Source organism: Loktanella sp. S4079, assembly GCF_000967725.1.
Lineage (GTDB): Bacteria > Pseudomonadota > Alphaproteobacteria > Rhodobacterales > Rhodobacteraceae > Yoonia.
Genome location: NZ_JXYE01000003.1, coordinates 234,896 through 260,270, shown reverse-complemented (window position 1 = coordinate 260,270; position 25,375 = coordinate 234,896). Strand labels below are relative to the sequence as shown.

Here is a 25,375-nt window from a genome sequence, read left to right as displayed (position 1 = left end):
TTATTCGCCGGTGACCCATGGCGCGGCGACATCAATCGAAAGGATTGGCGCCGCATTTTGCCGGGCTGTCATGGCAAAGTGACCGTGGTGCGTCGTCCCCCAAGGCGCAACCGGCAGGTGCTCGGTCAGGCTTGTATAGGTAGGAAGCCTGCTCCCACCACAGGCACGCACCCGTTCTTCGATCTTAATGTCATCTTTGAACAGTTCTTTTGAACTGAATGACAATGCGAGCACCGGGCGTTCGTTTTTAGGGGGAATTGTATAGCTAAAGCCGAGCTTGCGTGTCGGTAGCTCAATTCTGGGCGGTCCCGCAGTCATACCGTCGATCGACATTGACAAAATGTCAGGCGATACCTGCGCAGGCAGGCAAAGTGCAGGCAGGATGGTCCGGTTGGCATTATCTGCCTCGCAGTAAATCGTCACCTCGCCGTTGTCCGTATTATACGCAACCTTGGTCGCACGGGCAGCGGAACCATAGTCTTCTAGAATTGGTGTGAATGGCGGATCAGAGACGAGCGCCGATAGGTCCGAGGCCGCCGCTGGAATCTCTGCATAGATGATCGTGCTCAGTTTCGTACCATCGTGACGCAGACCTAGTCGCGCACCAAAATCCAAATACGCAGAGCTTTGTGCCGCGCTCACGACGTCGCGGAATGCAGCGCTAGGACTTGCGCCGCCGAGCGTCTTGGCGATTTCGCACGCACGCGCAAATCGTGTCGCGGCGTCGTTGCCGGGATCATCCACCTCGGTGGTTAATGCCAATGCGTGGTCAGCCGTCGAGAAATTTACCGCGATTGGCGCGCCTGTGTCGGTCAGGGTGCTTGGCTGCCAATTGGCCCATCCCCCTGGATCCATCGCGCCTATATCGTGCAGTATACGCTCGAGCGCATCACCCGCCCGCCCGTGCCGACGCAAGTACCAACACCATTCCAGATCGCTACGTGCAGGGATTGCTGGGGCTAGGTTGAACATGGCGTGGGCCTCTTGAGCTGGAATACTACATAACTTCAGCGTACCTGTGCATGCCGACAATCATTGTGCGCTAGGACACATATTTGCGAGGATTTTCACAAAAACTTCAGCAACCTACAACTATAGGTTTAGTTGCGACTGGGGAAAGTGCCCTTGAGGGCAATGACGTAATTCATGCAGAGTGTTGGCTGCATATTGTCGTCAGACGTGCCGAATCTGTTCGGCTGAGGTGCCATGTTTTGTCCTGCGACACTGCCTTGCAGTTCCAGTTGCTCAACAGTTGAACCATTGCGACGCTCTGATCCGGTCTGTTCGCCTAGCCGACGTGGCGTCAGGCCGGGCCCATCCCCAGCATGCATCGGAACACGCCCCCTGAGATCAGGAAGCCGGAACGATGTGTGGCCGTCACCGCCATATGTTGTTCCCAGAATTGCGAAAAGTGCTTCGTTCGATGCGATATCCAAGAGTTGCCCATTGCAAAACGCCCAACCACGCGGGGCGAAGTTACCGCTAAAAAGGACAATCTGCCCCAATAAAGGTTCCATACGAATCCTAGACTCCAGTAGGTTACGCGCGTTTTACGTGTTCACGTACAACCGTAGTCGGCAAAAGCACGGCGAAAGTCAGTGACAATTCGCACATAAATAAGATGACGTTTGGTGAGTTGGCGCTATTGTGCCGAGCGCCCGGCACGGCGGCCTGAATGGATGCATCCACCCAGAAATGTTCCTTCTAGTGCATTATTCCCATGATACCCGCCGCCGCCAAATCCAGCGGCTTCGCCCGCGGCAAAAAGACCATCAATAATTTTTCCGTTTTCGCCAAACACGCGTGCATCAAGATCGGTATGCAGCCCGCCAAGCGTCTTGCGCGTTACGATATGCAATTTAACGGCAATTAACGGGCCATTCGTCGGGTCCAAGATCTTATGTGGTTTCGCCGTGCGCAGCAGTTTGTCACCCAGATAGTTTCGCGCACTGTGAATTGCGGCGATTTGGGGATCTTTGGTGAATGGATTGTCGATCTGCGCGTCGCGCGCCTCGATCTGATGACGCAGATGTGTGGGGTCGATCATGCCGCCGCCGATCCGGTTCATTCCCGCGACTAATTCATCAAAGTCCTCGGCGACGACAAAATCGGCGCCATGTTCTTTGAATGCCTCGACCGCTGGCGTTGCACCTTTGCCAAGTCGCGCCTTCAGCACGTCTTTCCATTTTGCGCTGGTCAGATCTGGGTTCTGTTCGGAACCCGACAGGGCAAACTCCTTTTCGATGATCTTTTGGGTCAGGACGAACCAGCTATGGTCATGACCACGTTTGCAAATTTCGTGCAGCGTCCGCATCGTATCAAAGCCGGGCATGCAGGGGGCGGGCATCCGTTCACCGGTTGCGTCAAACCACATGGATGATGGTCCGGGCAGAATGCGGATGCCGTGATTTGGCCAGATCGGGTCCCAGTTTTGCAGACCTTCGGTATAGTGCCACATCCGATCTGTATTGATCAAAGCGGCCCCTGCTGATTGCGCTGTGTCCAGCATTGCCCCATCGACATGGGCCGGGACTCCGCAGACCATCTTTTTGGGCAATGGTCCGTATTTCTTGGCATTCCAGTTGCGATGCACGCGGTCCAGGTTGCCCCCAATCCCGCCAGAGGTGATGATGACTTGGTCCGCGCGGATATCGAAATCACTAACGATTTCACGGTTTGTCGCAACGCCACGCGCGGCCTCATCAGGTGCAAGAATATCACCCGAGACGCCGTGCACCCGACCATCGACAATATCAAGGTGCCTGACGCGATGGCGAAAGCCAAATTTGAGCGTTCCTTCCTTTTCTGCCGCCAATGCCGTTTCGACAAATGGGTGCAATACGCCGGGGCCTGTTCCCCATGTGATATGGAAGCGTGGCACAGAGTTGCCATGTCCATGTGCAAATGATCCGCCTCGCTCTGCCCAACCCACGACTGGAAACCAACGGAGCCCCAACCCATACAGCCAGGGTCGCATCTCGTGCGTTGCGAAATCTAAATAGGCCTTCGCCCATTCCAATGGCCAATGGTCTTCGGGGCGATCAAACCCAGCGGTGCCCATCCAGTCGCTTGAGGCAAGATCAAAACTGTCGCGAATCCGTATGCGGCGTTGTTCTGGGGTATCAACCATGAACAGCCCACCCAAAGACCAATGTGCCTGACCGCCTAGGTTCTGACGGCCCTCTTGGTCGAGAATGGTCACGGTCTTGCCATGTTCCAACAGTTGATGCGCTGCGACCAGGCCGGCCAAGCCTGCGCCAATGATGATGACGTCATTCTGCATTTGGTTCCCCCCAACTCGCCGCAGCCAGAATTACAGTGTAAGTGACTTTGCGCAGCCGATGTCAGAACGACATCGATTACGTTGCGTCAGACGTGTGGGGCGGCATTCGCGAATCCTCTTGCACGCGCTCAAATACACGTATAGGGTGAGTAGTGTGGCGATGATGCACCATAGGGTGTGGCCACCTGTTGCAAATGTGCAGCAAATTTTCTCCTGTGGGTCTGCCGTGGAACGGCAGAATTTTATCTAGTGAACTGTAATTGAAGCAAAAATTCACAAACATATGTCTTTTCCGCGCCGTCTGTCCGAAAACTTGGACAGCGGATTTGGATTAAGTCATTGTTTTTGAGAGTTTGTTTACGCAATCATCAAGGCGTTAACCAATAGTTAATACATGCGCGAAGGCCGCAGAGCTTTCAGGGACAAGGGCATGATAAGATGGCGAGCGAACGGAAAATGAGCCAAGACTTAGAACTCGTTAATCTCAAATTTGACGATCGTCAGGGTGAGACTGCATCGGGAAATGCAGACACAGACCCAAGCGCGATTGATCGATTTCCTGATGTGGACGACATTCTTGAGCGTCTGACCGTCAACACAAAGGCCGCAGAGCGGAAGTAACGCTCGCGCTGGACCGCAACAGCCGCTAGTTTGCGCGCAAAATAACTGCGCGGGTGTCTAAATGCGGCGTCTTACTTTTCTGGTCATCTTTCTTTCGGTTGCCTACAGTATCTACTGGTTTGTCGGGCATCGTGCTGTCGAAAGCGCAACGCAAACAATGATCACCGAAGCCCGCCAAGACGGCTGGCAAATTTCCTACACAGATTTGAACACCACTGGCTTTCCGTCGCGTTTTGATACGACTGCGACCGATATCACCGTCTCGCCGATTAATCAGCAATGGACGTGGCAGGCCCCTTTTCTGCAGGTCTTCGCACTGAGCTATCAGCCGAATCGCGTTATCGCGGCTTTTCCGAATGAGCAGATCGTAGAAATTGCCGGGCAAACAATCGCCGTCAGCAATAGCTCTTTGCGTGCCAGTGGCGCAGTTGCAGCGCGCACTGATCTCGCGTTTGATAATGCGACGATTGAAGGTGATGCGCTGTCGATCGCGTCGGATTTGGGTTGGGAGATCTCCATCGCGCGTGCGATTGCGGCCATGCGGATGCAAACAGGCGCCGAGAACCGCTATGATGCGTTTTTTGAGCTCGGTGACCTGAGCTTGCCGCGCGAAGTCGGCTTGCAGATTGACCCAAATGGGCAGTTGGGTACAGACGTGTCCAAATTTGTGATTGATAGCGCAATTACCTTTGACAGGCCGCTTGATCGACATGTCCTCGAAGGCGGCGCAGCGGCCGCACAAATGACGAACGTTACGCTGCGGAATGTCACCCTAGAATGGGGCCCCGTTGTCATTCGCGCACAGGGTGGCGTGGAGATTGATCGGCAGGGTATCCCCGATGGACGGATCACATTTCGGTCACAGCAATGGCGCGACATGATCGACATCTTGGTGGGGGCGGGTGTGATTGATGCAGATATCGCACCGACAGTCACCACAATTGCATCATCGATGGTCGCAGGGGACGGATCGTTGGAGATGCCAGTCGTATTCGCGGGCGGGATGATGTCGCTTGGGCCACTGCCTATCGGACCCGCGCCGCGATTGCGGTAACTTAGGATTTAGCGAACAAACCGGTGAGCGCGCGGCGCACCAATGCCGTGACCGAGGGGCGTTCTGCGCTGTGAAACGGTAGGGGGCGGCACACTTCGATTGCGGCCACACCCACGCGCGCAGTGAGCGCACCGTTCACGACACCCTCACCAAAGCGGCGGGATACTTTGGACAGGACACCGCCGCCCGCAATTGATCCGATCAAATCATCGCCAACGGCGACAGCACCAGTCGCGACCAGATGCGTCAGCACCGAACGGGTCAAACGCCAGCTTCCGATGGTTCCTGCGCGACCGCCGTAGATCTCAGCGACCTTGCGGATCATACGCAGATTCGCCGTCAGCGCGGTAAACAGATCAGCCAAGGCAAGCGGTACGATTGCGGTCACTGTGGCAACCTGCCGTGCCGCGGCTTCGACCTCGCGTTGGGCCTGCGCATCTAAAGGAGAGAGAATCGTTTGTTCGGCCAATCCAATCAGGCCGTCTGCGTCCATGATATCGCTGCTTTTGTCTGCCAGTTCCGACCGACCCCAAGCCGTATCAGGGCGCTGCGCATACAATTTATTGAGCGCGGCGATAACCGCGCGGGCAAATTTGAGGTCATGGGTATTCAGCGCGTCGCGCGCTTGGTTCTGGATCGAATCCAATCGCCGCAGCCGTCCAAATGCGGCAAGCTCTCGGAAGGCAACGATCGCTAAGACAAGGATCAACAGCCCGACAAGAACGGTGGCGATGCCGCCCAATATTGGCGACCTTTCAACGAGGCCCGTGACATAATCCCATGCCGTAAGCGAAACGATGAAACCCGTCAGGGACACCAAAATCGCCCAGAACCAGCGGGCTAGCGATGATGGTTTGCGCGCGGCGATGGCGGCCACCTGTTGCATGGCAGCGCCCTGCGGTGGGCCCGCTAGATCAGGGACTGGCGGCGCGGTTTCTGGCTGCGCCGCTTTGCTGTCCTCAAGGTCAAACAGAATAGGGCCGCGTGTCATAGCCGATCTCCCAACAAAAACTGCGCAGCTTTATCAAGCCTGATGTGCGGTGGCCCGTCGCCGGGTTGCAACGTCAGTCGTGCAGGCGCAAAACGCATAACCCCATAATCCGCATCAAGCCATTTCTGCGCGCCGTTACGGGCAGGCGAAAGCAGATGCGCTGGGTCCTTGGGCAGGGCGCCGGGATAAAATGCGGCTTGTTTGCCAGTGTCCAACAGACGTCCGCGCACGACATCCAATTGCTGCCCATTGTGATCCATCGTGTCTTCGACGGTTGTGCGCAGCGATGCAATCGACATTGCTGCGGTTTTTGCGCCCGAGAAATCAGCGCGGTCGCGGGCCTCGCGCAAGAGAGCCTCGGTAATCGCAGTCAGTTGAGGGTGTTGGCTGTGATGCAAATGGTCGGCCTTGGTCGCGGCAAATAGAATTTTCTCGACCCGGCGGCCCTGAAAAATGCGGCTGAGAAAGGCGTTTCGGCCGGGCCGAAATGCACCCAAAATGCCTGCCATTGTCTTGCGCAAATCCTCGAGAGCGGCGGGTCCGGCATGGATCGCGCCCAGTACATCAACGAGGACGATCTGCCGATCAATCTTGGCAAAGTGGTCCCGAAAAAAAGGGCGCACGATGTTGCGCTTGTAGCTTTCAAACCGGCGTTCAAACTCGCGGCCTAATGATTTGCGCCCGAAACTGGCAGGTGGCAAGGGGGCAAAGGTCAGCACCGGGGACCCCGCCATTTCACCGGGCAACATGAACCGGCCCGGCGTGCAGTCAGAATAGCCTGCTGCGCGGCTTTGATTCAGGTGGCTTGTAAAGGTTTCCGCAAGCGCGAGCGCCGTAGGTTCGTCAAGCACTGCATTGGGATCAGTTGCTTTGCACTGGTCCAAATAGGCCTGCCCGCCGGGTCTGTTTGTCATATGTGCCAACGCGTTTTCAGACCATTGGGCGTAGCTCAGATCAAGCAGCCCCAAATCCAAAAGCCATTCCCCTGGATAATCGACGATATCCAAATGTACGGTGCGTGGGCCGGACAACCCGGACAAAAGGCCCGTAGGTTGCACCCGTAGCGAAAGTCGTAATTCACTGATGCGGCTTGTGCTCTCTGGCCAGCGCGGTTCGGTCGCGGTCAGGCACCCAAGGTGGGTTTCATAGGCAAAGCGTGGGATCGTATCATCGGGTTGCGGTTGTAAATACGCGGTCTGGATGGAGCCATTGGCAGCGGCGGCCAATTGCGACATACGCCCGCGATCCATGAGGTTCGCAATAAGAGAAGTGATGAACACTGTCTTGCCAGCGCGCGATAGCCCGGTCACCCCCAGCCTGATCACCGGATCGGCAAAAGGCGCAGTCAGCGTATCGGTGACTTCGGTCGCAGCGCGAGTGATCTGATCTGCAATTGTTCCAATAACCAATGCGGGCCCTTTCATGCTTCAGCCCAAGATAGGAGCGCTATGGCAGGATGTGTAGGGATTGATTTTATCTCCGCCCACCCCTAATCGGGATGAATGCCACGTTATGCCCTACTTGTTGAATATGACGGCGCGCCCTTTGCTGGGTGGCAGCGCCAAAATGACCAGCCTTCTGTGCAAGGTGCGATCGAAGCGGCGCTGACCAAGCTAGAACCGCGCGCGCACACCATTGCAGCGGCTGGCAGAACTGATGCCGGGGTGCATGCGACAGGGCAGGTGGCGCATTGCGATATGGAACGCGAATGGGACCCGTTTCGCCTTTCTGAGGCACTGAATTTTCACCTAAAGCCAAACCCCGTCGCCATTGTAAATTGTGCGCGTGTCGGTGACGCGTGGCACGCCCGATTTGACGCAACAGAGCGGCGCTATCTCTTTCGTTTGATTGCGCGCCGTGCGCCTTTGACCTTTCAAGATGGGCAATTATGGCGGGTGAACCATCAGTTGGACGCACAGGCGATGCAGGCTGGTGCAGATCGGCTGATTGGATTGCATGACTTTACAACCTTTCGGTCGTCTATTTGTCAGGCAAAAAGCCCGGTTAAGACACTGGATGAATTGACTGTCAAAGAGGTGCAGCACGCCAACGGGACAGAGTATCAGTTCCATGTCCGGGCGCGCTCGTTCCTGCATAATCAGGTTCGCAGCTTTGTAGGTACGTTAGAGCGGGTCGGCGCGGGTGCGTGGACGGCCGACGACGTTACCGCCGCTCTCGAGGCCAAAGATCGCGCGGCTTGCGGCCCGGTTTGCCCGCCACAAGGTCTGTACCTTGCGGGTGTCGAATACCCCGTCGATCCATTTGCTGCCTGACACCTTGCGCGTATGTGAATGGTAAATCCTTTGACGCTTGGTTAGTGTCAAAGGCAAATCATTCGTGATCCACCGGTTAGCCAGTGTAGGGGGCAACAATTGACCGATCTTAAATGGTTCGCATTGGGTTTGTTTTGCGTCGTGAATTCTGCGCAGGCACAAGATGTACGACTCAACAGTGACGCCGTTCGCGGTGCCTTAGATGATGCGTCATTATTGCGTGCATTGGATGATACCGCTGTACCCCAAGACTATATCGCAGCCGCCCGTGCGGACTATCGCAGATTGCTGACCGCGCTATACGCCGAAGGCTATTACGGAGGCCAGATTTCGATCACTGTGGATGGAAAAGAGGCTGCGAATATTGCGCCGCTTGCCGCACCCACAGCAATTTCAGAAGTCGTGATCAACGTGCTACCGGGGCGGCGTTTCACGTTTGGGAATGTGTCGATTTCACCGCTACCGACAGGCGCCGAGTTACCCCAAGATTTAGGGCCACGGCGCACGGCGCGTTCTGGGCGGGTGTCTTCGGCGGTTTCATCGGGGCTACGCAGCTGGCGTGATCAGGGACATGCGATGGCCAGAACCCAATCACAGCAAATCACGGCGCGCCACGAAGATGCCAAGCTCGACGTGTCTGTCGCGCTTGATCCCGGACCCGTTGTGCGTTTTGGTGACTTAGCAGTGACTGGTAATCGGCGCGTAAGCGAAGCACGGGTGCGCCAGATTGCTGGCCTTCCCACTGGTGATGTCTATTCTCCGGCAGAAATCGACGCTGTTGAGCGGCGGTTGCGCCGGACTGGTACATTCGACAGCGTTGCAGTGACTGCGGCAGATACCCTGACCGAGGGCGATGTTTTGCCAATGACAGTGCAACTGAACGAGTCAAAGCGCCGTCGCTTTGGGTTCGGGCTAGAAATGTCGACAATCGACGGGCTGACGGTTTCGTCGTTTTGGCTTCATCGTAATCTATTTGGGGGCGCAGAACGGCTGCGCGTGGATATGGAGGTATCCGGTATTGATGGTGAAACAGGCGGCACAGATTATCGTCTGCGCGGGCAGTTCACACGCCCGGCCACCTTTGGCCCCGATACAGAGTTCTTTCTGACGTCAGAGCTGTCACGTGAAGATGAGCCCGACTATCTGATAGACAAATTTGCGATTGAAACAGGTTTCTCACGTATTCTAAGCGATGAGTTGACTGTGCGAGCTGGGGTTGGCCTTCTGACTGCGCGCGAAGAAAGCGATCTTGGCACGCGTGAATATACGCTGTTCACCCTGCCGCTGGATGCCACCTATGATGCACGTGACAGTGAAACCAACGCTAAATCCGGCTATTATATTGACCTGTCTCTCACTCCGTTTGTGAGCTTGGGAACCGATATTGGCGGTGCGCGCGTATTCGGGGATGCGCGGGGCTACTATAGTCTTGGTGCTTCTGATCAGCTGACGTTTGCTGGTCGGCTTCAGTTCGGGAGCGTCCTAGGCGCAGGCATTGCCGAAGCCCCGGCAGATTTTCTGTTCTATTCCGGTGGCGGCGGGACTGTTCGTGGACAGCCTTATAAGTCGCTTGGGATCGACAGCACCCAAGGTGGCACGCCTGTGACGACAGGCGGCACGTCATTTGCGGGTGCACAGCTCGAGGCGCGCTATACCGTGCGCGATAAAATATCCTTGGTTGGTTTCTATGATATTGGTCAGGTTGGGGATACCGAGCTTCCGTTTGAAGACGGTGATTGGCATGCGGGCGCGGGCGTGGGGCTGCGGTATGAAACCGGGATCGGGCCGATCCGGCTAGATATCGGAACGCAGGCCAGTGGTGAAAATGCAGGTAAAGATGTACAGGTCTACATCGGAATTGGACAAGCGTTTTGAAACATTATCTCTCGCTCGTACTTGCGCTGCTTATGCCCTTTTCGGCTGCCGCTCAGACACAAGAAGAACAAGACAAAGGCTATCTGACCGAACTGATCGAGGAAAACCTGTCTGGGGTTAGCCGCGACGTGAATATCATCGGTTTCCAAGGCGCGCTTAGCTCGAACGCAACAATTGAGGTGCTGACCGTTGCGGATGCCGATGGGGTTTGGCTAACCCTTGAAGATGTTGTGCTGAGTTGGAATCGAGGCGCGCTGTTGCGCGGCGCAATCGACGTTGAGGAGCTGAGCGCCGCACGCATCGTAGTTGCCCGCGCACCTGTTTCCGAGGGCGGTGCACAAGGGCCTGCCGCCGAAGCCACGCCATTTGCGCTCCCGGAACTTCCCGTCAGTATCGCGCTTGATCAGTTGCGCGTAGACCGAATCGAAATCGGTGAAACTTTCTTGGGCGAACCAATCGCAGTGAGCCTGACAGGGTCTGCATCGCTTGGTGATGGCCAAGGGGACGCCAATGTCGTGGCGACGCGATTGGGGGACAAGGCGGGCGTCTTTGAGATCGACGGTTCTTATTCCAATACAACGCGCGTGCTTGGTTTGCTGCTTAACCTCGAAGAGGCACAAGACGGAATTGCCGCACGCATCTTGGATTTGCCGGGCCGCCCAGCAATTCGGTTAACCGTCGAAGGTGACGCGCCGATTGATGATTATGATGCATCACTGGCCATCGCAACCAACGGTCAAGACCGCGTGAACGGACGATTTGGCTTGTTGAATAGTGATGGCCAGCAACGCGTCAGCGTCGATATTGGTGGTGACATCTCACCATTCTTTAACCCTGACTATCAGGATTTCTTTGGCACGGATGCAACGCTACAGGCGCAGGCTTTGGTGTCCGACAGCGGGCGCGTTGATATCCCTCAAATCGCTTTAAACGCCGGACGCGTGAGTCTGAATGGTGCAGTCCATATCGGTAACGAAGGCTGGCCAGAGCTGATCGACCTGACCGGGGCAATCACGCCACTGTCTGGTGAACCCGTATTGTTGCCACTATCTGGGCCCAAGACCTATGTGAACGGTGCCGATCTATCCATCGCGTATGACGCGGCTGTGGCCGATGATTGGCGCGCAGAAATCACTGTCGAAGGCTACGATCGCCCAGGTTTGTTGATTGATCAAATTGGTTTGCGCGGCGGCGGTATTCTGAAACCCGGCGAGGGAGACCTACTGGGGCAGGTCACGGCCAACCTCGCCTATGGGGCGACGGGGCTTCAGTTGGACGATGCGGGTGCGGCACGTGCCTTTGGCGACCGGATCGAAGGCCAGCTTGCCGCGGCACGCGTCGAGGATGAACCCACTGAGATCAGCGCGTTTACCCTGCGTGGTGCGGGGATCGATATCAGCGCGACGGGCACCATTGATGGACCGAAATCAGGCTTTGATTCTGAGTTTCAAGCAAATGTGCAAGTTGCCGGGCTTGATCGGTTTTCGACACTCGCGGGCCGTGATTTGGGCGGGTCGGCTGATGTGGCGCTGACGCTTCAGACGACGCCACTGGATGGGTTGTTTGATTTGGTTGTGAATGGGCGCACCCAAGATCTATCTATTGGCATTGAACAGGCAGACGCGGTTCTTTCGGGGCGTGGTGAACTTTCTGCCAAGGCAGTTCGTGACACAGAGGGCACCCGGCTTGAGGCCCTAAAAATTGAAACGCCTGCGGCGGTTGTAAATGCATCAGCCGCGCTGACCAGCGTTACAACAACTGCGCAGCTTAGCGCGCTGTTGCGCGACGTGGGCCTTGTGGTTCCAGGGGTTTCTGGCGCAGCGTCACTGATTGGTAGCTTGCAACGTGACGAAGCGGGCGTGATGGATATTACGGTGAATGGTTCAGCCCCTGCAGCGACCTTTGCCGCGCAAGCCACGATGAACCCCTCTGAGAACGGTCAAACCATAAATGGCGAGGCGCAGGCTGTGGTTTCTGATCTGTCGCGCTATGCACAATTGGTCGGCAAGCCATTGGAAGGCGCCGCTGATATCACGGCAAATGGTGTACTTTTGACCGATGGGATGCGTTTTGACGTCAATGTTACGGGCGACACCAATGATTTGGTGAGTGGGATCGAACGGATCGATCCTTTGATCACGGGGGCGGGGCAATTCACCGTTTCGGTGGCACGCCCGGCGCAAGAAACGCTCTTGGTTTCTGGATTGAACCTGCAAACGCCAGCCTTGGTGTTGGGGGGGGATGCAGCGTTGCGGGCACAGGGCGCGACGACCGCCGACATTGACCTACGTGTGTTTGATGCCGCTGTGCTTGAACCCACGCTGAGCGGGCCAGTCACGCTATCGATTGACGCCGAACCGGGCGACGATAATGCAACAAATGCGGTCGTGCGTTTGGTTGGGCCGCAAACCGATGTGTCGCTAGATGCGCGTATCGCACCGCCCGCCGAGGGCTACGCCGTCACAGGCGACCTAGCTGCTGATCTGGCGGACCTTGGTGTCTTTGCAGCGCTTGTCGGGCAGCCATTGTCAGGGGGCGTGTCGTTGAATGCATCCGGGCATATTCTGCCGGATCTGACCCAGTTTGACGGAACGCTTAGCGCCAAGAGCGAGAACCTTCAGATCGGGAACCCGAGCGTCGATCCATTGATCGCAGGCACGGGGCGGGTCAACGCCGCGCTTGGATTGGAGAACGGGACCTTGGCGGTGCGCACCCTAGAGGTATCCACACCGCAGGTATCAATCGTTGGTGCGCTGAATGGCGCATCTGGGTATGGTCAGGGCCGGTTCAATGCGAGTTTGCGTGATGTCGGTGTCTTGACCGATCAGATCAGCGGGCCAGTGCGTGCGACGGGTTCAGCGTCGCTAGATGAGGCAGGCAATTGGGGCATTGATGCAACTGGCACAGGCCCCGGCGGTCTGCGTGCGGACATCGCCGGTCAAGTAAGTCAGTCAGGGCGCTTGGAGATTGATATTGACGGTAGCGCGCCGCTCGCGCTCGCGAATGCCGCGATTGATCCGCGCCGACTAAGCGGGACTGCGAATTTTGATATTGGGATCAATGGGCCACCTGCGCTGACTTCGGTGAATGGTCGGGTGACTTTTGCGCAGGGACGTCTGACAGCCCCGACATTGAAGCAGGCTCTGTCGGATATCGGCGGACAAATCAGCCTCAATGGTAGTGCTGCGCAGTTTGACTTGCGTGCCCAAGTCGAAGGCGGCGGTGCCATTACAATTCGAGGGCCCGTTGGGCTGACAGGCAGTCGGCAGGCGGACCTTGCCTTGGTTTTCGACAATGTGGTGCAGCAAGATCCAGAGCTATATTCAACGACGGTTAACGGGCAAATCACGATGCAGGGCCCTGTTGATGGGGGCGCGCGGATCGCAGGACGGCTGACCCTTGGCCAGACTGATATTCAGGTTCCATCGTCTAGCATCAGTTCGCTGGGTGATCTGCCAACTGTAACGCACATCGGAGAAAATCAGGCAGTTCGGCAAACGCTTCGCCGTGCGGGCGTTCTACAATCCGCGACCAGTGGCGGGGGTGGTGGGGGCGGTTCCAGCCGTGCCTATCCGTTGAACATCGTGGTTGATGCGCCATCGCGGATTTTTATCCGTGGTCGGGGGCTGGATGCCGAACTGGGTGGCCGTTTGACGATCGGTGGCACGACCGCCAATGTCGTGCCTGTTGGGCGGTTTGAACTGGTGCGTGGCCGGATTGATATTCTGCAACAGCGCTTTGATCTGACCGAAGGGAGCGCGTCGATGCAAGGCGATTTCTCGCCCTATCTGCGGCTGGTCGCGACGACGCAATCCTCAACCGGGACAACCATCAATATCATCATTGAAGGCCCGGCAAACGAGCCCGAGGTCAGGTTTGAATCTGTGCCTGAACTGCCGCAGGATGAGGTGCTCGCCCAATTGATCTTTGGTCGGGATTTACAAAGCATCAGCCCGTTGCAAGCGGTGCAGCTTGCCTCGGCGATTAGTACGCTGGCGGGTAAAGGCGGCGGTGCCGTTGATCGTCTGCGCGAAAATATCGGGCTGGATGATTTTGACGTTACCACTGACGAAGAGGGGAACGCTGCTGTGCGCGGTGGCAAATACCTATCCGAGAATGTTTACACCGACGTGACCATCACCAGCGAAGGCGAGACCGAGATCAACCTGAACCTTGATATCACCAATGAAATCACCGCCAAAGGAAGCGTTGATCAAGAGGGTGAGACCAGCGTCGGTGTGTTCTTTGAACGTGACTACTAAAGGTGTCTTGGGGATTTAGAGCCCCAAAACATCCATCATATCGTATTCGCCGGGGCCTTTGTCCTGTCCCCATAGCGCCGCCTTGAGCGCGCCGCGGGCAAATATCGCACGATCCGTGGCGAGGTGACGCAAAACGATGCGTTCGCCGGGGGCTGCGAACATAACATCGTGTTCGCCAACGATGTCGCCGCCACGAATTGCGGTGAACCCAATATCACCGCGTTTGCGTGCCCCGGTGATCCCGTCGCGTCCACTGTCGCGTACGTCATTCAGATTAACGCCGCGCCCTTCGGCCGCTGCTTCGCCCAGCATCAGCGCAGTGCCCGATGGGGCATCAACCTTATGGTGGTGGTGCGCCTCGATCACTTCGATATCGAAATCTTCGTCCAATGCAGCGGCAACTTTCTGGGTGAGTTTCACCAATAGGTTTACCCCAAGCGACATGTTCCCAGCGCGCACGACAACGGCATGACGCGCCGCAGCTTTGATCGCGGCGAGATCGTCGTCGGTCAGGCCTGTGGTGCCAATCACATGCACCGCGCGTGCCTGCGCAGCCAATTCGGCAAATCCGACAGTTGCCGCTGGCGAGGTAAAGTCGATCACTGCCTGTGCCTTGGCAAACGCCTCGAGCGCGTCATCAGTAACTGTGACCCCAATTGGTTGCCCGCCCATCGCGGTCCCAATGTCCTGACCAATCCAATCGTGACCCGCCCGATCAACCACCCCGACCAGACGGCATTTGTCTGACGCCAGAACCGTCTTGATCAACATCTGGCCCATTCTGCCTGATCCGCCGGTGATTACGATGCCTGGAGTATCTGTCATTGGTCTGTTCCTTTGCGTTTGTTCCCTATTAGCCATGGATTGCAAATGACGCAAAGCCTTGCTTGGCTTTGTTCACGAACAGGCCTACATCTGTGGCATGGCTAAGAAATCAAATCGCGACGGCAAGGCACCCACACAACGTATGTTGCGCGTGGGCGAACAGTTTCGCCGCATCCTGTCCGAGGTTCTGCAACGCGGTGACGTGCATGACCCGGAACTCAACCGCATGTCCATTACAGTGGGCGAGGTGCGCATGTCCCCTGATCTGAGCATCGCGACAGCGTTTATTCTGCCGCTTGGCGGGCACGGCAAAGAAGAGGCTCTTGCTGCGTTGCGACGCAATCGGCACGAGGTCAGGCATCTTGTCGTTAAGGGTGGCACGATGAAATTCGCGCCAGAGCTACGCTTTGAGATCGACGGGACCTTTGACCAAATGGATGCGACCCGCGCGTTGCTCGCGGATGAACATGTGCGTCAGGACCTCGACAAGGAATGATGCGGTTCGCAGCTCTTGCAATGTTATGGGTGGCGGCCCCAGCCGGGGCCGTGACCTGCAGTGACGTGGACTATGCTGGCAACAGCTATACCACCTGCCACGTTGACGCTGCACAAGAAGACCTGCGCTTGTTCCTGCGTGACGAAGAGGGCGAAGTTCTGGGCAGCTTTTCTGCGGTCGATGATTTTGCCAAGGGGCAGACTTTGGTCTTTGCCATGAACGCAGGCATGTATCACGACGATCGTTCACCCGTTGGCCATTACATCCAAAACGGTAGGCAGGAAATGCGGGTGATCCCAAATGCTGGGCCCGGAAATTTCGGGCTGCTGCCCAATGGTGTTTTTTGTGTGAATGATGGGGCAGCCCAAGTCTATGAAACGGGCGATTATCTTGCGCGGAATCCGCAATGTCGTGATGCCACACAATCTGGACCAATGCTGGTCATCAACGGAGAGCTACATCCAAGGTTTTTGATCGACAGTACCTCGCGTTATCTGCGCAATGGCGTAGGCACCACAACCGATGGCACGCAGGCGGTGTTTGCGATTTCCAATAACGCGGTGACGTTTCACGAATTTGGCAGCTTTTTCCGGGACTACCTGAAGCTGCCGAATGCTTTGTATTTTGATGGTAAGGTGTCCCGCCTTTATGCAACGGACCTGCGCCGGTCAGATTTCGGGTTTCAGCTTGGTCCGATTGTTGGGGTTGTCGAATAAGCATTGGCCGCGAGGTTGACCACCTCGGCAACATTGGCGCTGGTTGGCAGGTTTTGGATCGCAGAGAAATCAAACCAGCGTGCTTCGCTGACGTCATCTGACGGATGTGGCGTTCCTGATCGGTATTCACATAAAACCGCCGCTAGCAAGAAATGATAGGTGATTTGCCCTTCTGCATTTCTGGTGATGACATCAATGTTAGTCAGATATTTCTGTGGTTCAGCAATGACCGACGTTTCTTCGCGTAACTCGCGGGCCGCAGCATCGAGCGCGGTTTCACCAAAATCAACGTGCCCGCCGGGAAAACCCCATAGCCCCGCATCCGGTTCATTTTTGCGGCGGGCCAATAGGACTTGCCCCGCCCGCACGACAACGGCGATAGCAGCGAGTCTCGGCGTCATAGGATGGCGGCCACCGCACGCCCAAGCGCAATTTGTCCCTCTGGATCAAAATGCACACCGTCGATTTGACTTGAGCTGACGTGTTGCGCGGCATCTAGAAAAGCGGCGCCCCAATGCTGGGCAAGATCAGCGTAGAGCGGTGCAAGTTTCGCCGACTTTTCGGCGGCCCCATAGAACACATCTGAAATCGGACCCTGTTCCAAAACCAATGGCGGGCAAATGATCAACACGTCGAACCCACTATGTCGGGTCTGGTATTCCTCAGAATTTGCAATCGCCAATAGCCCGGCAATACCAGCAGTGATGCCCTGTGGGGTCAGCCCATAATGCGCCTTGAGGTCATTCGTCCCGAGCATAATCGCGAGCCTATCAATCGGTCCGTGGCTTTCGAGCGCAATGCGCAAACCGATCTGCCCGTTCATATGTGCGCCCATAACCGGGTCGGCATAGGCGGCGGTCCGACCAGGTAACCCTTCTTCGATCAGGGACCAGTCATCGCCAAGTTCACGCAAGGCGACCTGGGGCCAACGTGTTTGCACGTCATAACGCGCGTATAGTCCGCGCTGTTGGATCGGGGGCGTTCCATGCGTATTACTGTCGCCAAAAGTCATCAGTGTTTTTGTCATAGCTGCACGCTATGGGTGGAAAGCCGATTGGTAAAGTGTCATTGCCTCTTGGCCTATCGTGCAGGAACGCACATATATGCGGTAACAAACGTATAAGGAGACAGAACATGCTGGAATTGGACGCCAACCCTCAGGCCCCCGCTGATCTGATCAAAGATGGCACTGATGCGTCATTTGCGGCTGACGTTATTGAAGCCTCGCAAACCGTACCCGTTATTGTTGATTTCTGGGCGACGTGGTGTGGACCCTGCAAAACCCTTGGGCCCGCGCTTGAGGCGGCGGTCAACAAGGCCGGCGGTCGCGTGAAAATGGTCAAGATCGACGTGGACAAGAACCAAGCCTACGCTGGGCAGTTGCAGGTTCAGTCGATCCCAACGGTCTATGCCTTTTATCAGGGGCGTCCTGTCGATGGGTTCCAAGGTGCGCTGCCCCCATCTGAAATCGACGCGTTTGTCGAAAAGATCGCGGCGCTTGCTGGTGATCCCGAGGCTGAAGGGCTTTCTGCCGCAATTGAAGCTGCGGAACAAATGCTCGAAGAGGGTGCAGTTGCCGATGCGGCCGAGACATTTGCGGCGATTTTGCAAGAAGAACCAAACAGCGCCCCAGCTTATGCAGGCTTGGTCCGGACTTACTTGGCATTGGATGATGTTGACCAGGCCGAGGCGGTTCTGAACGGTGCACCTGCTGAAATCAGCGAAGATCCACTGCTCGAAGCGGTTCATGCGCAGATCACTCTTGCACGAGAGGCAGCAAATGCTGGGCCGGTTGCCGAACTACAGGCCGCCGTCGAAGCCGATCCTGCGAACCATCAAGCGCGGTTTGATTTGGCGACAGCACTGCATGCGGCTGGTCAGGTCGAAGAAGCCGTCGATCAATTGCTGGAACTGTTCCGCCGTGATCGCGAATGGAATGACGGGGCCGCCAAGGCGCAATTGTTCACAATTTTCGATGCGCGCGAGGCCAAAGATCCGATTGTCTTGAACGGTCGCCGCAAATTGTCGTCGTTGATATTTGCATGATCGCGTGATCGGCCTAGGTTATCTGTCATGATACCAATCGCTGACTTGCCAGACGTCATTCCTGTATTTCCATTGCCCGGGGCCTTGCTGCTGCCGCGGGCGCGGCTTCCGTTGCATTTGTTTGAGCCGCGCTATCTGGCGATGCTGGACGATGTGCTAAAGACGTCACATCGGTTGATCGGCATGGTCCAACCCTATGCGCGACCTGACGACGCCACGGGGCTGCACGCGATTGGATGTGCAGGTCGGATCACGGCGTTTTCTGAGACCGAAGACGGGCGCTATATGATTACGCTTTCTGGCGTCTCACGGTTTCGTATCGCCAATGAGGTGGATGGCTTTACCCCCTATCGCCGTTGCAAAGTGAACTGGACCGGGTTCGACCGCGATTTGGGAAGCGCCGAAAAAGACCCATCGTTTGAGCGTGATAGCTTTATGAAGACGCTTGGTCGTTTCTTTGAGGCAAAGGGGCTGTCAACCGATTGGGATAGCCTTGGTGATGCTGACGATGAACTGCTGATCAATTCCTTGGCGATGCTTTGCCCGTTCGAACCCGAAGATAAACAAGCCCTGCTCGAAGCGCCGTCACTGTCGACACGGCGTGAAACCCTAACAACCTTGATCCAATTTGCCCTACGGGGCGGATCAGGTGACGAGATATTGCAATGACTGAATCACTCTTTGACCCCAAAATGCTCGAAGCACTGGTCTGCCCGTTGACCCAAGCGACATTGACCTATGACGCGGAAAAGCACGAGCTTATCTCGAAAACTGCGCAACTTGCGTTTCCAATTCGGAATGGCATCCCGGTTATGCTCGTGGATGAGGCGCGTGCCCTCGACTAATCAATAGGTGTCGCGTGTTTCGACATAGGGCACGCCTGCCTGCGCGATTTTCTGGGTCATCCAGCTGAGGCTAACACCAGAGTAGCCCTTTAGCTCAATCGCGGGGGAGCCATCTGAAAAGTGGACCCAATAACTGCGCAGGTCCTGCTGTTCATCGCGTTCGAGCGTGCGGAATTCTATCTGCTCAATGTCTGGCAGTTTGGCATGAAACCCGGTCTCTTTTCCGTGTGCATGCTTGGGTACATCCCAAAGTAAATCGTCAGCCGTAAGCCGAAAATGCCAGTGCCCTGACGGCTGTCGCGACCTGATCGCGAAAATCGCCAATTTCAAGAGGTTGTAGGCACCGGTGCAAACCAAAAAGACACCCACAATCGCCCACATACTCAGATCGGATATGTCGTCGATCGACATGCCAAGGCCAAAGCTATCAGGGATGAGCCGTAAGCCAAAATAGATGAACCCGATAGCTATCAACGGCCCAATAATTAAACGCGTGATCATCCGCCCCCGCACGGACCGCCGGATGTCGAAAAAAGGCGATGCACTGTTATCCGTCAAGTGACCCTCTCCCCTTGGTTCATCGGGGGCAGATTACAACAGTCGCAGTTTCAGTCCAGTGTTTGATTAACCCGGCAATGTCACGACAATCGCGCCTTTCGGGGTGGCGACAACTGTGTGTTCATATTGCACCGTGGCAGCAGCGGGTTCGCTATAAAGCGTCCAGCCATCGTCGCCGTCATTCGCCCAGATTCCACCTTTGGACAAGAACGGCTCGACCGTGAGAACAAGCCCATCGTTGATAATCCGACGGTCGCGGCGCGTTGGCCAAGTGGCAATTTCGGTGGGGTATTCATGCAACGAATGACCGACCCCGTGGCTCGCCAGATTGCGGATTAGTGTATACCCATTTTTGGCCGCGAAAGCGCCGATTGCATTGCCAATATTCGCGAGTGGCCGGTCCGCACGAACCTGTGCAATGCCGATTTGCATGGCGCGTTTGCCGTCGCGGCACAGTTTATCGAGCGAAGGTTTGACCTGCCCGACACGGAATGTAGCACCCGTATCTGCATACACCCCGTTCTTTGACGCCGACACATCAATGTTGACCAGATCACCTGATGCAATCACGCGGTCACCCGGTATCCCATGAGCGATTTCTTCGTTCACGCTAATGCAGGTTGCGCCCGGAAAATCATACTCTGATTTCGGCGCGGATATCGCACCTGCGCGCTCTAGAAGTTGCCCGCCAATATCGTCCAGATCGGCGGTCGTCATGCCTGGTTCAATCGCGGTCGCCATGGTTTGCAGCGCGTTCGCTACAATGCGGCCAATCTCTTTGAGGTCGGTTAGCTCGTCTTCTTGGGTAATTGTCATGGACTATTCGCGCATTAGATCTGGCAAGTCACCGGTCAGGCCAGCGGCCTCGCGGATGAAATTTCGGCGCAGGGCAGGGACCGCGTTGACGGCACCCATCCCGAGGTCGCGCAAACCGCGCAGCAGGGGGTTATCATTTGAAAACAGCCTGTTGAACGTGTCCGTCGCGATTGCAAGCGTCGTCGTATCAAACCGACGCCATTGCTGATACCGTCCGAGAACTTGTGGGTTTCCAATGTCTTCACCACGGGCGTGGGCCTCTGACAACACTTGGGCGAGCGCGGCGACATCACGCAACCCGGCATTCAGACCCTGACCTGCAATCGGGTGCAACCCATGCGCCGCATCCCCGACCAAGGCGACGCGGTCCGCGATAAAACTATCGGCGAGTGTCAGCCCGAGGGGGTAAGTAAACCGCGCGCCTGTCAGGCTGATTTCACCCAGAAAGCTGCCAAAGGCGGGGCGCAATGCCTCTAGGAAATCGGCATCATTCATTGCGGCAAGCTCGGCGGCGCGGGCGTCAGTTTCGCTCCAGACGATTGAACTGCGATTTTCGGTAAGCGGCAGGATGGCGAGCGGGCCTGCGGGCATAAAGAATTGGTGTGCGATACCGCCGTGGGGCTTTTCATGCGCAACCGCGCAGACTACTGCGGTTTGCCCGTAACCCCAGCCAGTCCGCTTAATCCCGGCGCGTTCGGCAGTGCCACTGCGGCGACCATCAGAACCGATCAAAACTTGGCCGGTGATCACCTTGCCAGAGGCGAGTGTGACGCTCGCTCTGGCTTGATCGACCATCTGTGAAACAACGGTTTCTTTGGACAGTTGGGTGATCAATGGCTCCGCTGCCATTGCGTCAAGAAACGCGCGGCGCAGGTGGCGGTCTTCGACCATAAAACCCATCGGGCCTTCTTCGATTTCGGCGTGATCAAAATGCAGCATCCACGGGCTTGGCCCTTCGCCGGCGCGACCATCGGTGACCTTGATTTCCAACATTGGCTGGGCGTCATCGGCAACGGCATCCCAGACGCCGATGCCTTGCAGCAGACGTTTCGACGACAACGCCAAAGCATAGCTGCGCCCATCAAAATCAGGACGTTTGCGCCGGTCAATGGGTAGGCTGTCGATGATTGTCACAGCAAAGCCCGCCTGCGCTGCGGCCAATGCCAATGCCGGCCCATTCAGCCCGCCACCCACGATGATGATATCCGTATCCATAGGGCGTAATATGACCCTGCACGCCAGATTGTCCATGCGATCCTTGGCCGCTGCGGCGGGCACCGTCCGATGAATACAAGTGTTTTGATGGGGCGCGGCTATCGGCTTCTACTGCGCTAAATTGGCGCAGAAAGTAGGGATCGCACGGAAGTGTCCAATTTTGCGGCGCTTGAGTTCATTCAAAAAGTCATCAGAGCAATAGATATTGTCCATAAAACAACGGTCCATCCACAAATGCCGCCCAGCAATAGCACCTGCTTTCCATGTGATTTTAGGTCGGACTTTTGTTCTCTCGTAGCGTAACAACTTGCCATCCCGAAATACTGGCTCTACCTCTGAATCTTCTGGAACAATTCCATCTAGCAATCCACCTAGACGCAACAAGAAATAGCGATCTCTTAACACTTCACCAGACTTGAGGTGCAGGTCAATTGGGTGAAAGTAATGTTCTGCCGTATCCATTTCTTCAATCAGAGACCGGACCTCCTGATCAACAAACACGTCGAAACCATATCTTCCCTGACAAATCGAGGGAATTACCGAATGATCACTGCTTTGTAGATAAGGTATGGTCGGCAAATCCGGGTGAAACCGTTCCCCGTGCTTTAGGCCCAATTGAACATAATTTTCAGGCAATTTCTTGATTTCGTCCGGTGTGAGCTTATCGCCCCACGTCAGTTCCCACTCATCAAAGGTGGCCGCTTGAATCTGCCAAGGCATAGCAGGTGTCCTTCCAATTACTGTTGTTGAAGGCTTCGCTCAAGTTTCGGCAAGTGGCAACTCCTAGGAAGTATTGCTTTGCAATGCGCTATCATTGTTGCGGGATTGTTCCCGCCCATTGCGCCCGCTAGGGTCGCAGTAAGACAGGAGAATTCACATGCAAGACTGGCGATGGATGAAGGCGGCTGATTTGGGTCGTGCGATTGGGGCGGGGGAGATTGATCCGGTGGCCCTGACCGATGTGTATCTGGATGCCATTGATGCCCATGAGTTTCGGGATCGTATTTACGCGCGAGTGACGCATGACCGCGCGCGGGCCGAGGCTGCCGCGGCGTCAGAGCGTGCGAAATCTGGGTTTCGCCGTGGGCCGTTGGATGGTGTGCCTGTGTCTTGGAAAGACCTGTTCGATACTGCCGGTGTCGCGACCGAGGCGGGGACTGCATTGATGGCGGGCCGTGTGCCGGTACAGGATGCGTTGGTTTTACAAAATGCCACAGCTGCCGGGTTGGTTTGCCTTGGTAAAACCCACATGTCCGAGATCGCGTTTTCTGGACTGGGGTTAAACCCGATCACGGCGACGCCGCCCTGTGTGAACGACCATGAAGCGGTTGCTGGTGGGTCGTCTTCGGGCGCGGCGGCTTCGGTTGCGTTTGGGTTGGCGGCGGCTGGAATAGGGTCTGATACGGGTGGATCTGTGCGTATACCATCGGCGTGGAATGATCTGGTTGGGCTGAAAACCACGCATGGGCAGTTGTCGCTGGATTGCGTTGTGCCGCTGTGCCTGACTTTTGATACGGTAGGCCCGCTGTGCCGGTCGGTCGAAGACGCCGCGCTGGTCTATGCGGCGCTGGGCGGGGTAAAACCTGCTGATTTGGGGGCTGTAAGCCTAGAAGGTGCGCGGCTAATGGTACTGGATACCATTGCCCCAGATGATCTGCGCGATGCCCCAAGGGCGGCGTTTCAAAGCGCGGTTGAGCGGTTGCAAAATGCGGGTGCGGTGATCGCTCATTGGGAATTTCCACGATTGGCTGAAGCCTTTGCGCATGCGGGCGACCTTTATGGGGCCGACAGCTATGGTTGGTGGCGTGATTTGGTCGAAGCCAACCCAGAAAAGATGTTTCCGCAAATCCTAGAGCGCGTCCGTGGGGGGCAAACCGTTGCTGCGGCGGATTATGTGGCCGGGTGGAATTTGCTGCGTGAAATCCGCAAGGAATATACGGCGCAGACTGCTGGCTTTGACGCGGTGATCATGCCGACTGCGCCGATGACGCCACCGAATGTAGCGCGTCTACTGTCTGAAGATGAATACTATAAATCCGAGAACCTTTTGGCTTTGCGAAATACGCGGATTGCGAACCTCTTGGACTTGACCTCGGTGACGTTGCCGACTGGGGTGCCGTCATGCGGGATCATGTTGAACGGTCGCGCTGGTGGCGAGGCAGCTTTGTTACGCCTAAGTGCAGCGGCGGAACTTGCGCTGGCGTAAAAGCCACAAAATCACACGGATTCGCCTGTTGTTCTGGACAGAGTGGGTGGCATCACGCTACTTTGGGAAAAAACGGGGCGAAATGATCCCGTGAATTGAGGCAGTTATGGTGTTCCCCGAGCGGTTTTCGAACCTCCCGGTTGCGACGTGGCCCCGTTTGCGTGCGTTACTTGACGTGCCAACACAGGCTTCGGACGTGATCAATATGACGATTGGCGAACCGCGCCATGCGTTCCCTGATTTCGTGGCCCAAGAGCTTGCGGCCAATGTGCAGGGCTTTGCGAAATATCCTAATAATAACGGCACCGATGCCTTGATGGAAGCGATTGTTGGTTTTTTGCAGCGTCGCTACGGCTTGGAGCTGACGCACGAGCAGATTCTGACGCTTAATGGTACGCGCGAGGGGCTGTATAATGCTGCAATGGCGCTTAGCCCTGAGACCAAGAATGGGCAGCCCGCTGTTCTGACGCCGAACCCATTCTATCAGGTCTATGCCGTCGCGGCCCTATCGGTTGGGGCAGAGCCGATCTATGTACCGGCCACCATTAGCACTGGGCATTTGCCAGATTTTCATGCTTTGCCAGAGGACGTGCTGAACCGCACAACGATTGCTTATATTTGCTCGCCAGCAAACCCACAGGGTACGGTTGCTGATGCCGATTATTGGCGCGCGCTGATTGCTTTGGCTGAAAAGCATGATTTCATCATTTTCGCGGATGAGTGCTATTCCGAGATATACCGCGATACGCCCCCGGTCGGAGCGTTGCAGATCGCGACCGAGATGGGCGCAGACCCTGATCGCGTGGTGATTTTCCATTCCCTGTCGAAGCGGTCAAACCTACCGGGATTGCGTTCGGGGTTTTGTGCGGGTGGTGCAAAGTCAATGGCGCGTATTCGACAGTTGCGGGCCTATGCGGGTGCGCCTTTGCCAGAGCCGTTGCAGGCGGTCGCGGCCAAGGTCTGGGCTGATGAGGACCATGTTGTAGAAAACAGGGCGCTTTATCATCAGAAATACGACATCGCAGACGAGATTTTTGGCGATGTGCCTGAGTATCAGTCGCCGCAGGCAGGATTTTTTCTTTGGCTTCCGGTCAAAGATGGCGAGGCAGCCGCGCTTCGGCTGTGGCAGGAAACAGGTGTTCGGGTTTTGCCCGGCGCATATCTTAGCCGTGACGTGAACGGGGAAAACCCCGGCGCCGGCTATATTCGGGTCGCGATGGTGGCCCCAACACAAGAAATGCAGCGCGGACTAAGGTTAATCCGTGACTGTTTGTATGGTTGAGGACGGTAAAG

At 56.2% G+C, this 25,375-nt stretch carries 24 protein-coding genes; 12 read left to right on the top strand and 12 right to left on the bottom strand.

Going from position 1 to position 25,375, the window contains the following annotated elements; all coding sequences use genetic code 11:
- The 3 genes from TW80_RS10585 to TW80_RS10575 all read right to left on the bottom strand — a co-directional run bounded on the left by TW80_RS10585 (window position 1) and on the right by TW80_RS10575 (window position 3,283).
- The gene (locus TW80_RS10585; RefSeq protein WP_157033248.1) at window positions 1-972 is read right to left on the bottom strand and encodes a hypothetical protein; all 972 of its coding nucleotides are present in this window, start codon (window positions 970-972) and stop codon (window positions 1-3) included.
- Between the two features lie 128 nt (window positions 973-1,100).
- Window positions 1,101-1,517, bottom strand: coding sequence for a phage tail protein (locus TW80_RS10580; protein ID WP_045997373.1), 417 nt, complete (start codon window positions 1,515-1,517; stop codon window positions 1,101-1,103).
- 125 nt (window positions 1,518-1,642) lie between these two features.
- Window positions 1,643-3,283 (bottom strand): FAD-binding dehydrogenase, encoded by a 1,641-nt coding sequence (locus tag TW80_RS10575; RefSeq protein ID WP_045997372.1) that lies wholly within the window; start codon window positions 3,281-3,283, stop codon window positions 1,643-1,645.
- 456 nt (window positions 3,284-3,739) lie between these two features.
- Here TW80_RS10575 and TW80_RS18085 point away from each other — a divergent pair, with 456 nt between their 5' ends.
- Window positions 3,740-3,904, top strand: a complete 165-nt coding sequence (locus TW80_RS18085; protein WP_162197162.1) for a hypothetical protein — start codon at window positions 3,740-3,742, stop codon at window positions 3,902-3,904.
- A gap of 61 nt (window positions 3,905-3,965) precedes the next feature.
- Window positions 3,966-4,958 (top strand): DUF2125 domain-containing protein, encoded by a 993-nt coding sequence (locus tag TW80_RS10570; protein WP_045997371.1) that lies wholly within the window; start codon window positions 3,966-3,968, stop codon window positions 4,956-4,958.
- Between the two features lies 1 nt (window position 4,959).
- Here the strand turns inward: TW80_RS10570 and TW80_RS10565 are convergent, their stop codons facing one another.
- Both TW80_RS10565 and TW80_RS10560 read right to left on the bottom strand, forming a co-directional pair.
- The gene (locus tag TW80_RS10565; protein WP_045997370.1) at window positions 4,960-5,949 is read right to left on the bottom strand and encodes a YcjF family protein; all 990 of its coding nucleotides are present in this window, start codon (window positions 5,947-5,949) and stop codon (window positions 4,960-4,962) included.
- Entirely contained in the window at window positions 5,946-7,358 is a 1,413-nt protein-coding gene (locus tag TW80_RS10560) for a YcjX family protein (RefSeq protein ID WP_045997634.1), read from the bottom strand. The genes TW80_RS10565 and TW80_RS10560 overlap by 4 nt, the downstream gene beginning before the upstream one ends.
- A gap of 93 nt (window positions 7,359-7,451) precedes the next feature.
- Here TW80_RS10560 and truA point away from each other — a divergent pair, with 93 nt between their 5' ends.
- From truA to TW80_RS10545, 3 genes are all read left to right on the top strand, one after another.
- Window positions 7,452-8,222 (top strand): tRNA pseudouridine(38-40) synthase TruA, encoded by a 771-nt coding sequence (truA, locus tag TW80_RS10555; RefSeq protein WP_045997369.1) that lies wholly within the window; start codon window positions 7,452-7,454, stop codon window positions 8,220-8,222.
- Between the two features lie 99 nt (window positions 8,223-8,321).
- Window positions 8,322-10,097, top strand: coding sequence for an autotransporter assembly complex protein TamA (locus TW80_RS10550; RefSeq protein ID WP_045997368.1), 1,776 nt, complete (start codon window positions 8,322-8,324; stop codon window positions 10,095-10,097).
- Window positions 10,094-14,359, top strand: a complete 4,266-nt coding sequence (locus TW80_RS10545; RefSeq protein WP_239450527.1) for a translocation/assembly module TamB domain-containing protein — start codon at window positions 10,094-10,096, stop codon at window positions 14,357-14,359. The genes TW80_RS10550 and TW80_RS10545 overlap by 4 nt, the downstream gene beginning before the upstream one ends.
- A 15-nt stretch (window positions 14,360-14,374) precedes the next feature.
- Here TW80_RS10545 and dapB read toward each other — a convergent pair whose 3' ends face one another.
- Window positions 14,375-15,184, bottom strand: a complete 810-nt coding sequence (dapB, locus tag TW80_RS10540; RefSeq protein WP_045997366.1) for a 4-hydroxy-tetrahydrodipicolinate reductase — start codon at window positions 15,182-15,184, stop codon at window positions 14,375-14,377.
- Between the two features lie 97 nt (window positions 15,185-15,281).
- On the opposite strand from dapB, the gene rbfA reads away from it, so the two are divergent.
- Together rbfA and TW80_RS10530 are read left to right on the top strand one after the other, a co-directional pair.
- Window positions 15,282-15,680 (top strand): 30S ribosome-binding factor RbfA, encoded by a 399-nt coding sequence (gene rbfA / locus TW80_RS10535; RefSeq protein WP_045997633.1) that lies wholly within the window; start codon window positions 15,282-15,284, stop codon window positions 15,678-15,680.
- Window positions 15,677-16,396: a phosphodiester glycosidase family protein gene (locus tag TW80_RS10530; protein ID WP_045997365.1), complete on the top strand. Its 720-nt coding sequence runs from the start codon at window positions 15,677-15,679 to the stop codon at window positions 16,394-16,396. The genes rbfA and TW80_RS10530 overlap by 4 nt, the downstream gene beginning before the upstream one ends.
- Here the strand turns inward: TW80_RS10530 and TW80_RS10525 are convergent.
- Together TW80_RS10525 and TW80_RS10520 are read right to left on the bottom strand one after the other, a co-directional pair.
- Window positions 16,363-16,797: an NUDIX hydrolase gene (locus TW80_RS10525; protein ID WP_045997364.1), complete on the bottom strand. Its 435-nt coding sequence runs from the start codon at window positions 16,795-16,797 to the stop codon at window positions 16,363-16,365. The genes TW80_RS10530 and TW80_RS10525 overlap by 34 nt on opposite strands.
- The gene (locus TW80_RS10520) at window positions 16,794-17,423 is read right to left on the bottom strand and encodes an SGNH/GDSL hydrolase family protein (RefSeq protein WP_045997363.1); all 630 of its coding nucleotides are present in this window, start codon (window positions 17,421-17,423) and stop codon (window positions 16,794-16,796) included. The genes TW80_RS10525 and TW80_RS10520 overlap by 4 nt, the downstream gene beginning before the upstream one ends.
- Before the next feature lie 107 nt (window positions 17,424-17,530).
- On the opposite strand from TW80_RS10520, the gene TW80_RS10515 reads away from it, so the two are divergent.
- Genes TW80_RS10515 through TW80_RS10505 form a run of 3 tightly spaced genes read left to right on the top strand, consistent with a single transcriptional unit; the run spans window position 17,531 to window position 19,287 of the window.
- On the top strand, window positions 17,531-18,442 hold the full coding sequence (locus TW80_RS10515) for a thioredoxin family protein (RefSeq protein WP_045997362.1): 912 nt from the start codon (window positions 17,531-17,533) through the stop codon (window positions 18,440-18,442).
- 27 nt (window positions 18,443-18,469) lie between these two features.
- On the top strand, window positions 18,470-19,111 hold the full coding sequence (locus TW80_RS10510) for an LON peptidase substrate-binding domain-containing protein (RefSeq protein WP_045997361.1): 642 nt from the start codon (window positions 18,470-18,472) through the stop codon (window positions 19,109-19,111).
- Window positions 19,108-19,287: a Trm112 family protein gene (locus TW80_RS10505; protein ID WP_045997360.1), complete on the top strand. Its 180-nt coding sequence runs from the start codon at window positions 19,108-19,110 to the stop codon at window positions 19,285-19,287. Before TW80_RS10510 ends, TW80_RS10505 begins: the two co-directional genes overlap by 4 nt.
- On the opposite strand, the gene TW80_RS10500 is transcribed toward TW80_RS10505, so the two are convergent.
- The 4 genes from TW80_RS10500 to TW80_RS10485 all read right to left on the bottom strand — a co-directional run bounded on the left by TW80_RS10500 (window position 19,288) and on the right by TW80_RS10485 (window position 22,596).
- Window positions 19,288-19,788, bottom strand: a complete 501-nt coding sequence (locus tag TW80_RS10500) for a hypothetical protein (protein WP_045997359.1) — start codon at window positions 19,786-19,788, stop codon at window positions 19,288-19,290.
- 123 nt (window positions 19,789-19,911) lie between these two features.
- On the bottom strand, window positions 19,912-20,661 hold the full coding sequence (gene map, locus TW80_RS10495; RefSeq protein ID WP_045997358.1) for a type I methionyl aminopeptidase: 750 nt from the start codon (window positions 20,659-20,661) through the stop codon (window positions 19,912-19,914).
- 3 nt (window positions 20,662-20,664) lie between these two features.
- Window positions 20,665-21,912 (bottom strand): UbiH/UbiF/VisC/COQ6 family ubiquinone biosynthesis hydroxylase, encoded by a 1,248-nt coding sequence (locus TW80_RS10490; protein WP_045997632.1) that lies wholly within the window; start codon window positions 21,910-21,912, stop codon window positions 20,665-20,667.
- Between the two features lie 72 nt (window positions 21,913-21,984).
- Window positions 21,985-22,596, bottom strand: coding sequence for an imm11 family protein (locus TW80_RS10485; protein ID WP_045997357.1), 612 nt, complete (start codon window positions 22,594-22,596; stop codon window positions 21,985-21,987).
- Between the two features lie 157 nt (window positions 22,597-22,753).
- Between TW80_RS10485 and TW80_RS10480 the strand changes: the two genes are divergently transcribed.
- Both TW80_RS10480 and TW80_RS10475 read left to right on the top strand, forming a co-directional pair.
- Window positions 22,754-24,082, top strand: a complete 1,329-nt coding sequence (locus TW80_RS10480; RefSeq protein ID WP_045997356.1) for an amidase — start codon at window positions 22,754-22,756, stop codon at window positions 24,080-24,082.
- Window positions 24,083-24,188: 106 nt separating this feature from the next.
- A complete protein-coding gene (locus TW80_RS10475) occupies window positions 24,189-25,364 on the top strand; it encodes an aminotransferase class I/II-fold pyridoxal phosphate-dependent enzyme (RefSeq protein WP_204218492.1) in 1,176 nt (391 codons plus the stop codon).
- Window positions 25,365-25,375: the final 11 nt, after the last annotated feature.

Coding starts and splice junctions, on each gene's coding strand:
- TW80_RS10585 (WP_157033248.1), bottom strand. CDS start 972: ATGTTCAACCTAGCCCCAGCAATCCCTGCACGTAGCGATCTGGAATGG.
- TW80_RS10580 (WP_045997373.1), bottom strand. CDS start 1,517: ATGGAACCTTTATTGGGGCAGATTGTCCTTTTTAGCGGTAACTTCGCC.
- TW80_RS10575 (WP_045997372.1), bottom strand. CDS start 3,283: ATGCAGAATGACGTCATCATCATTGGCGCAGGCTTGGCCGGCCTGGTC.
- TW80_RS18085 (WP_162197162.1), top strand. CDS start 3,740: ATGAGCCAAGACTTAGAACTCGTTAATCTCAAATTTGACGATCGTCAG.
- TW80_RS10570 (WP_045997371.1), top strand. CDS start 3,966: ATGCGGCGTCTTACTTTTCTGGTCATCTTTCTTTCGGTTGCCTACAGT.
- TW80_RS10565 (WP_045997370.1), bottom strand. CDS start 5,949: ATGACACGCGGCCCTATTCTGTTTGACCTTGAGGACAGCAAAGCGGCG.
- truA (WP_045997369.1), top strand. CDS start 7,452: ATGCCACGTTATGCCCTACTTGTTGAATATGACGGCGCGCCCTTTGCT.
- dapB (WP_045997366.1), bottom strand. CDS start 15,184: ATGACAGATACTCCAGGCATCGTAATCACCGGCGGATCAGGCAGAATG.
- rbfA (WP_045997633.1), top strand. CDS start 15,282: ATGGCTAAGAAATCAAATCGCGACGGCAAGGCACCCACACAACGTATG.
- TW80_RS10530 (WP_045997365.1), top strand. CDS start 15,677: ATGATGCGGTTCGCAGCTCTTGCAATGTTATGGGTGGCGGCCCCAGCC.
- TW80_RS10525 (WP_045997364.1), bottom strand. CDS start 16,797: ATGACGCCGAGACTCGCTGCTATCGCCGTTGTCGTGCGGGCGGGGCAA.
- TW80_RS10520 (WP_045997363.1), bottom strand. CDS start 17,423: ATGACAAAAACACTGATGACTTTTGGCGACAGTAATACGCATGGAACG.
- TW80_RS10515 (WP_045997362.1), top strand. CDS start 17,531: ATGCTGGAATTGGACGCCAACCCTCAGGCCCCCGCTGATCTGATCAAA.
- TW80_RS10510 (WP_045997361.1), top strand. CDS start 18,470: ATGATACCAATCGCTGACTTGCCAGACGTCATTCCTGTATTTCCATTG.
- TW80_RS10505 (WP_045997360.1), top strand. CDS start 19,108: ATGACTGAATCACTCTTTGACCCCAAAATGCTCGAAGCACTGGTCTGC.
- TW80_RS10500 (WP_045997359.1), bottom strand. CDS start 19,788: ATGATCACGCGTTTAATTATTGGGCCGTTGATAGCTATCGGGTTCATC.
- map (WP_045997358.1), bottom strand. CDS start 20,661: ATGACAATTACCCAAGAAGACGAGCTAACCGACCTCAAAGAGATTGGC.
- TW80_RS10490 (WP_045997632.1), bottom strand. CDS start 21,912: ATGGACAATCTGGCGTGCAGGGTCATATTACGCCCTATGGATACGGAT.
- TW80_RS10485 (WP_045997357.1), bottom strand. CDS start 22,596: ATGCCTTGGCAGATTCAAGCGGCCACCTTTGATGAGTGGGAACTGACG.
- TW80_RS10480 (WP_045997356.1), top strand. CDS start 22,754: ATGCAAGACTGGCGATGGATGAAGGCGGCTGATTTGGGTCGTGCGATT.
- TW80_RS10475 (WP_204218492.1), top strand. CDS start 24,189: ATGGTGTTCCCCGAGCGGTTTTCGAACCTCCCGGTTGCGACGTGGCCC.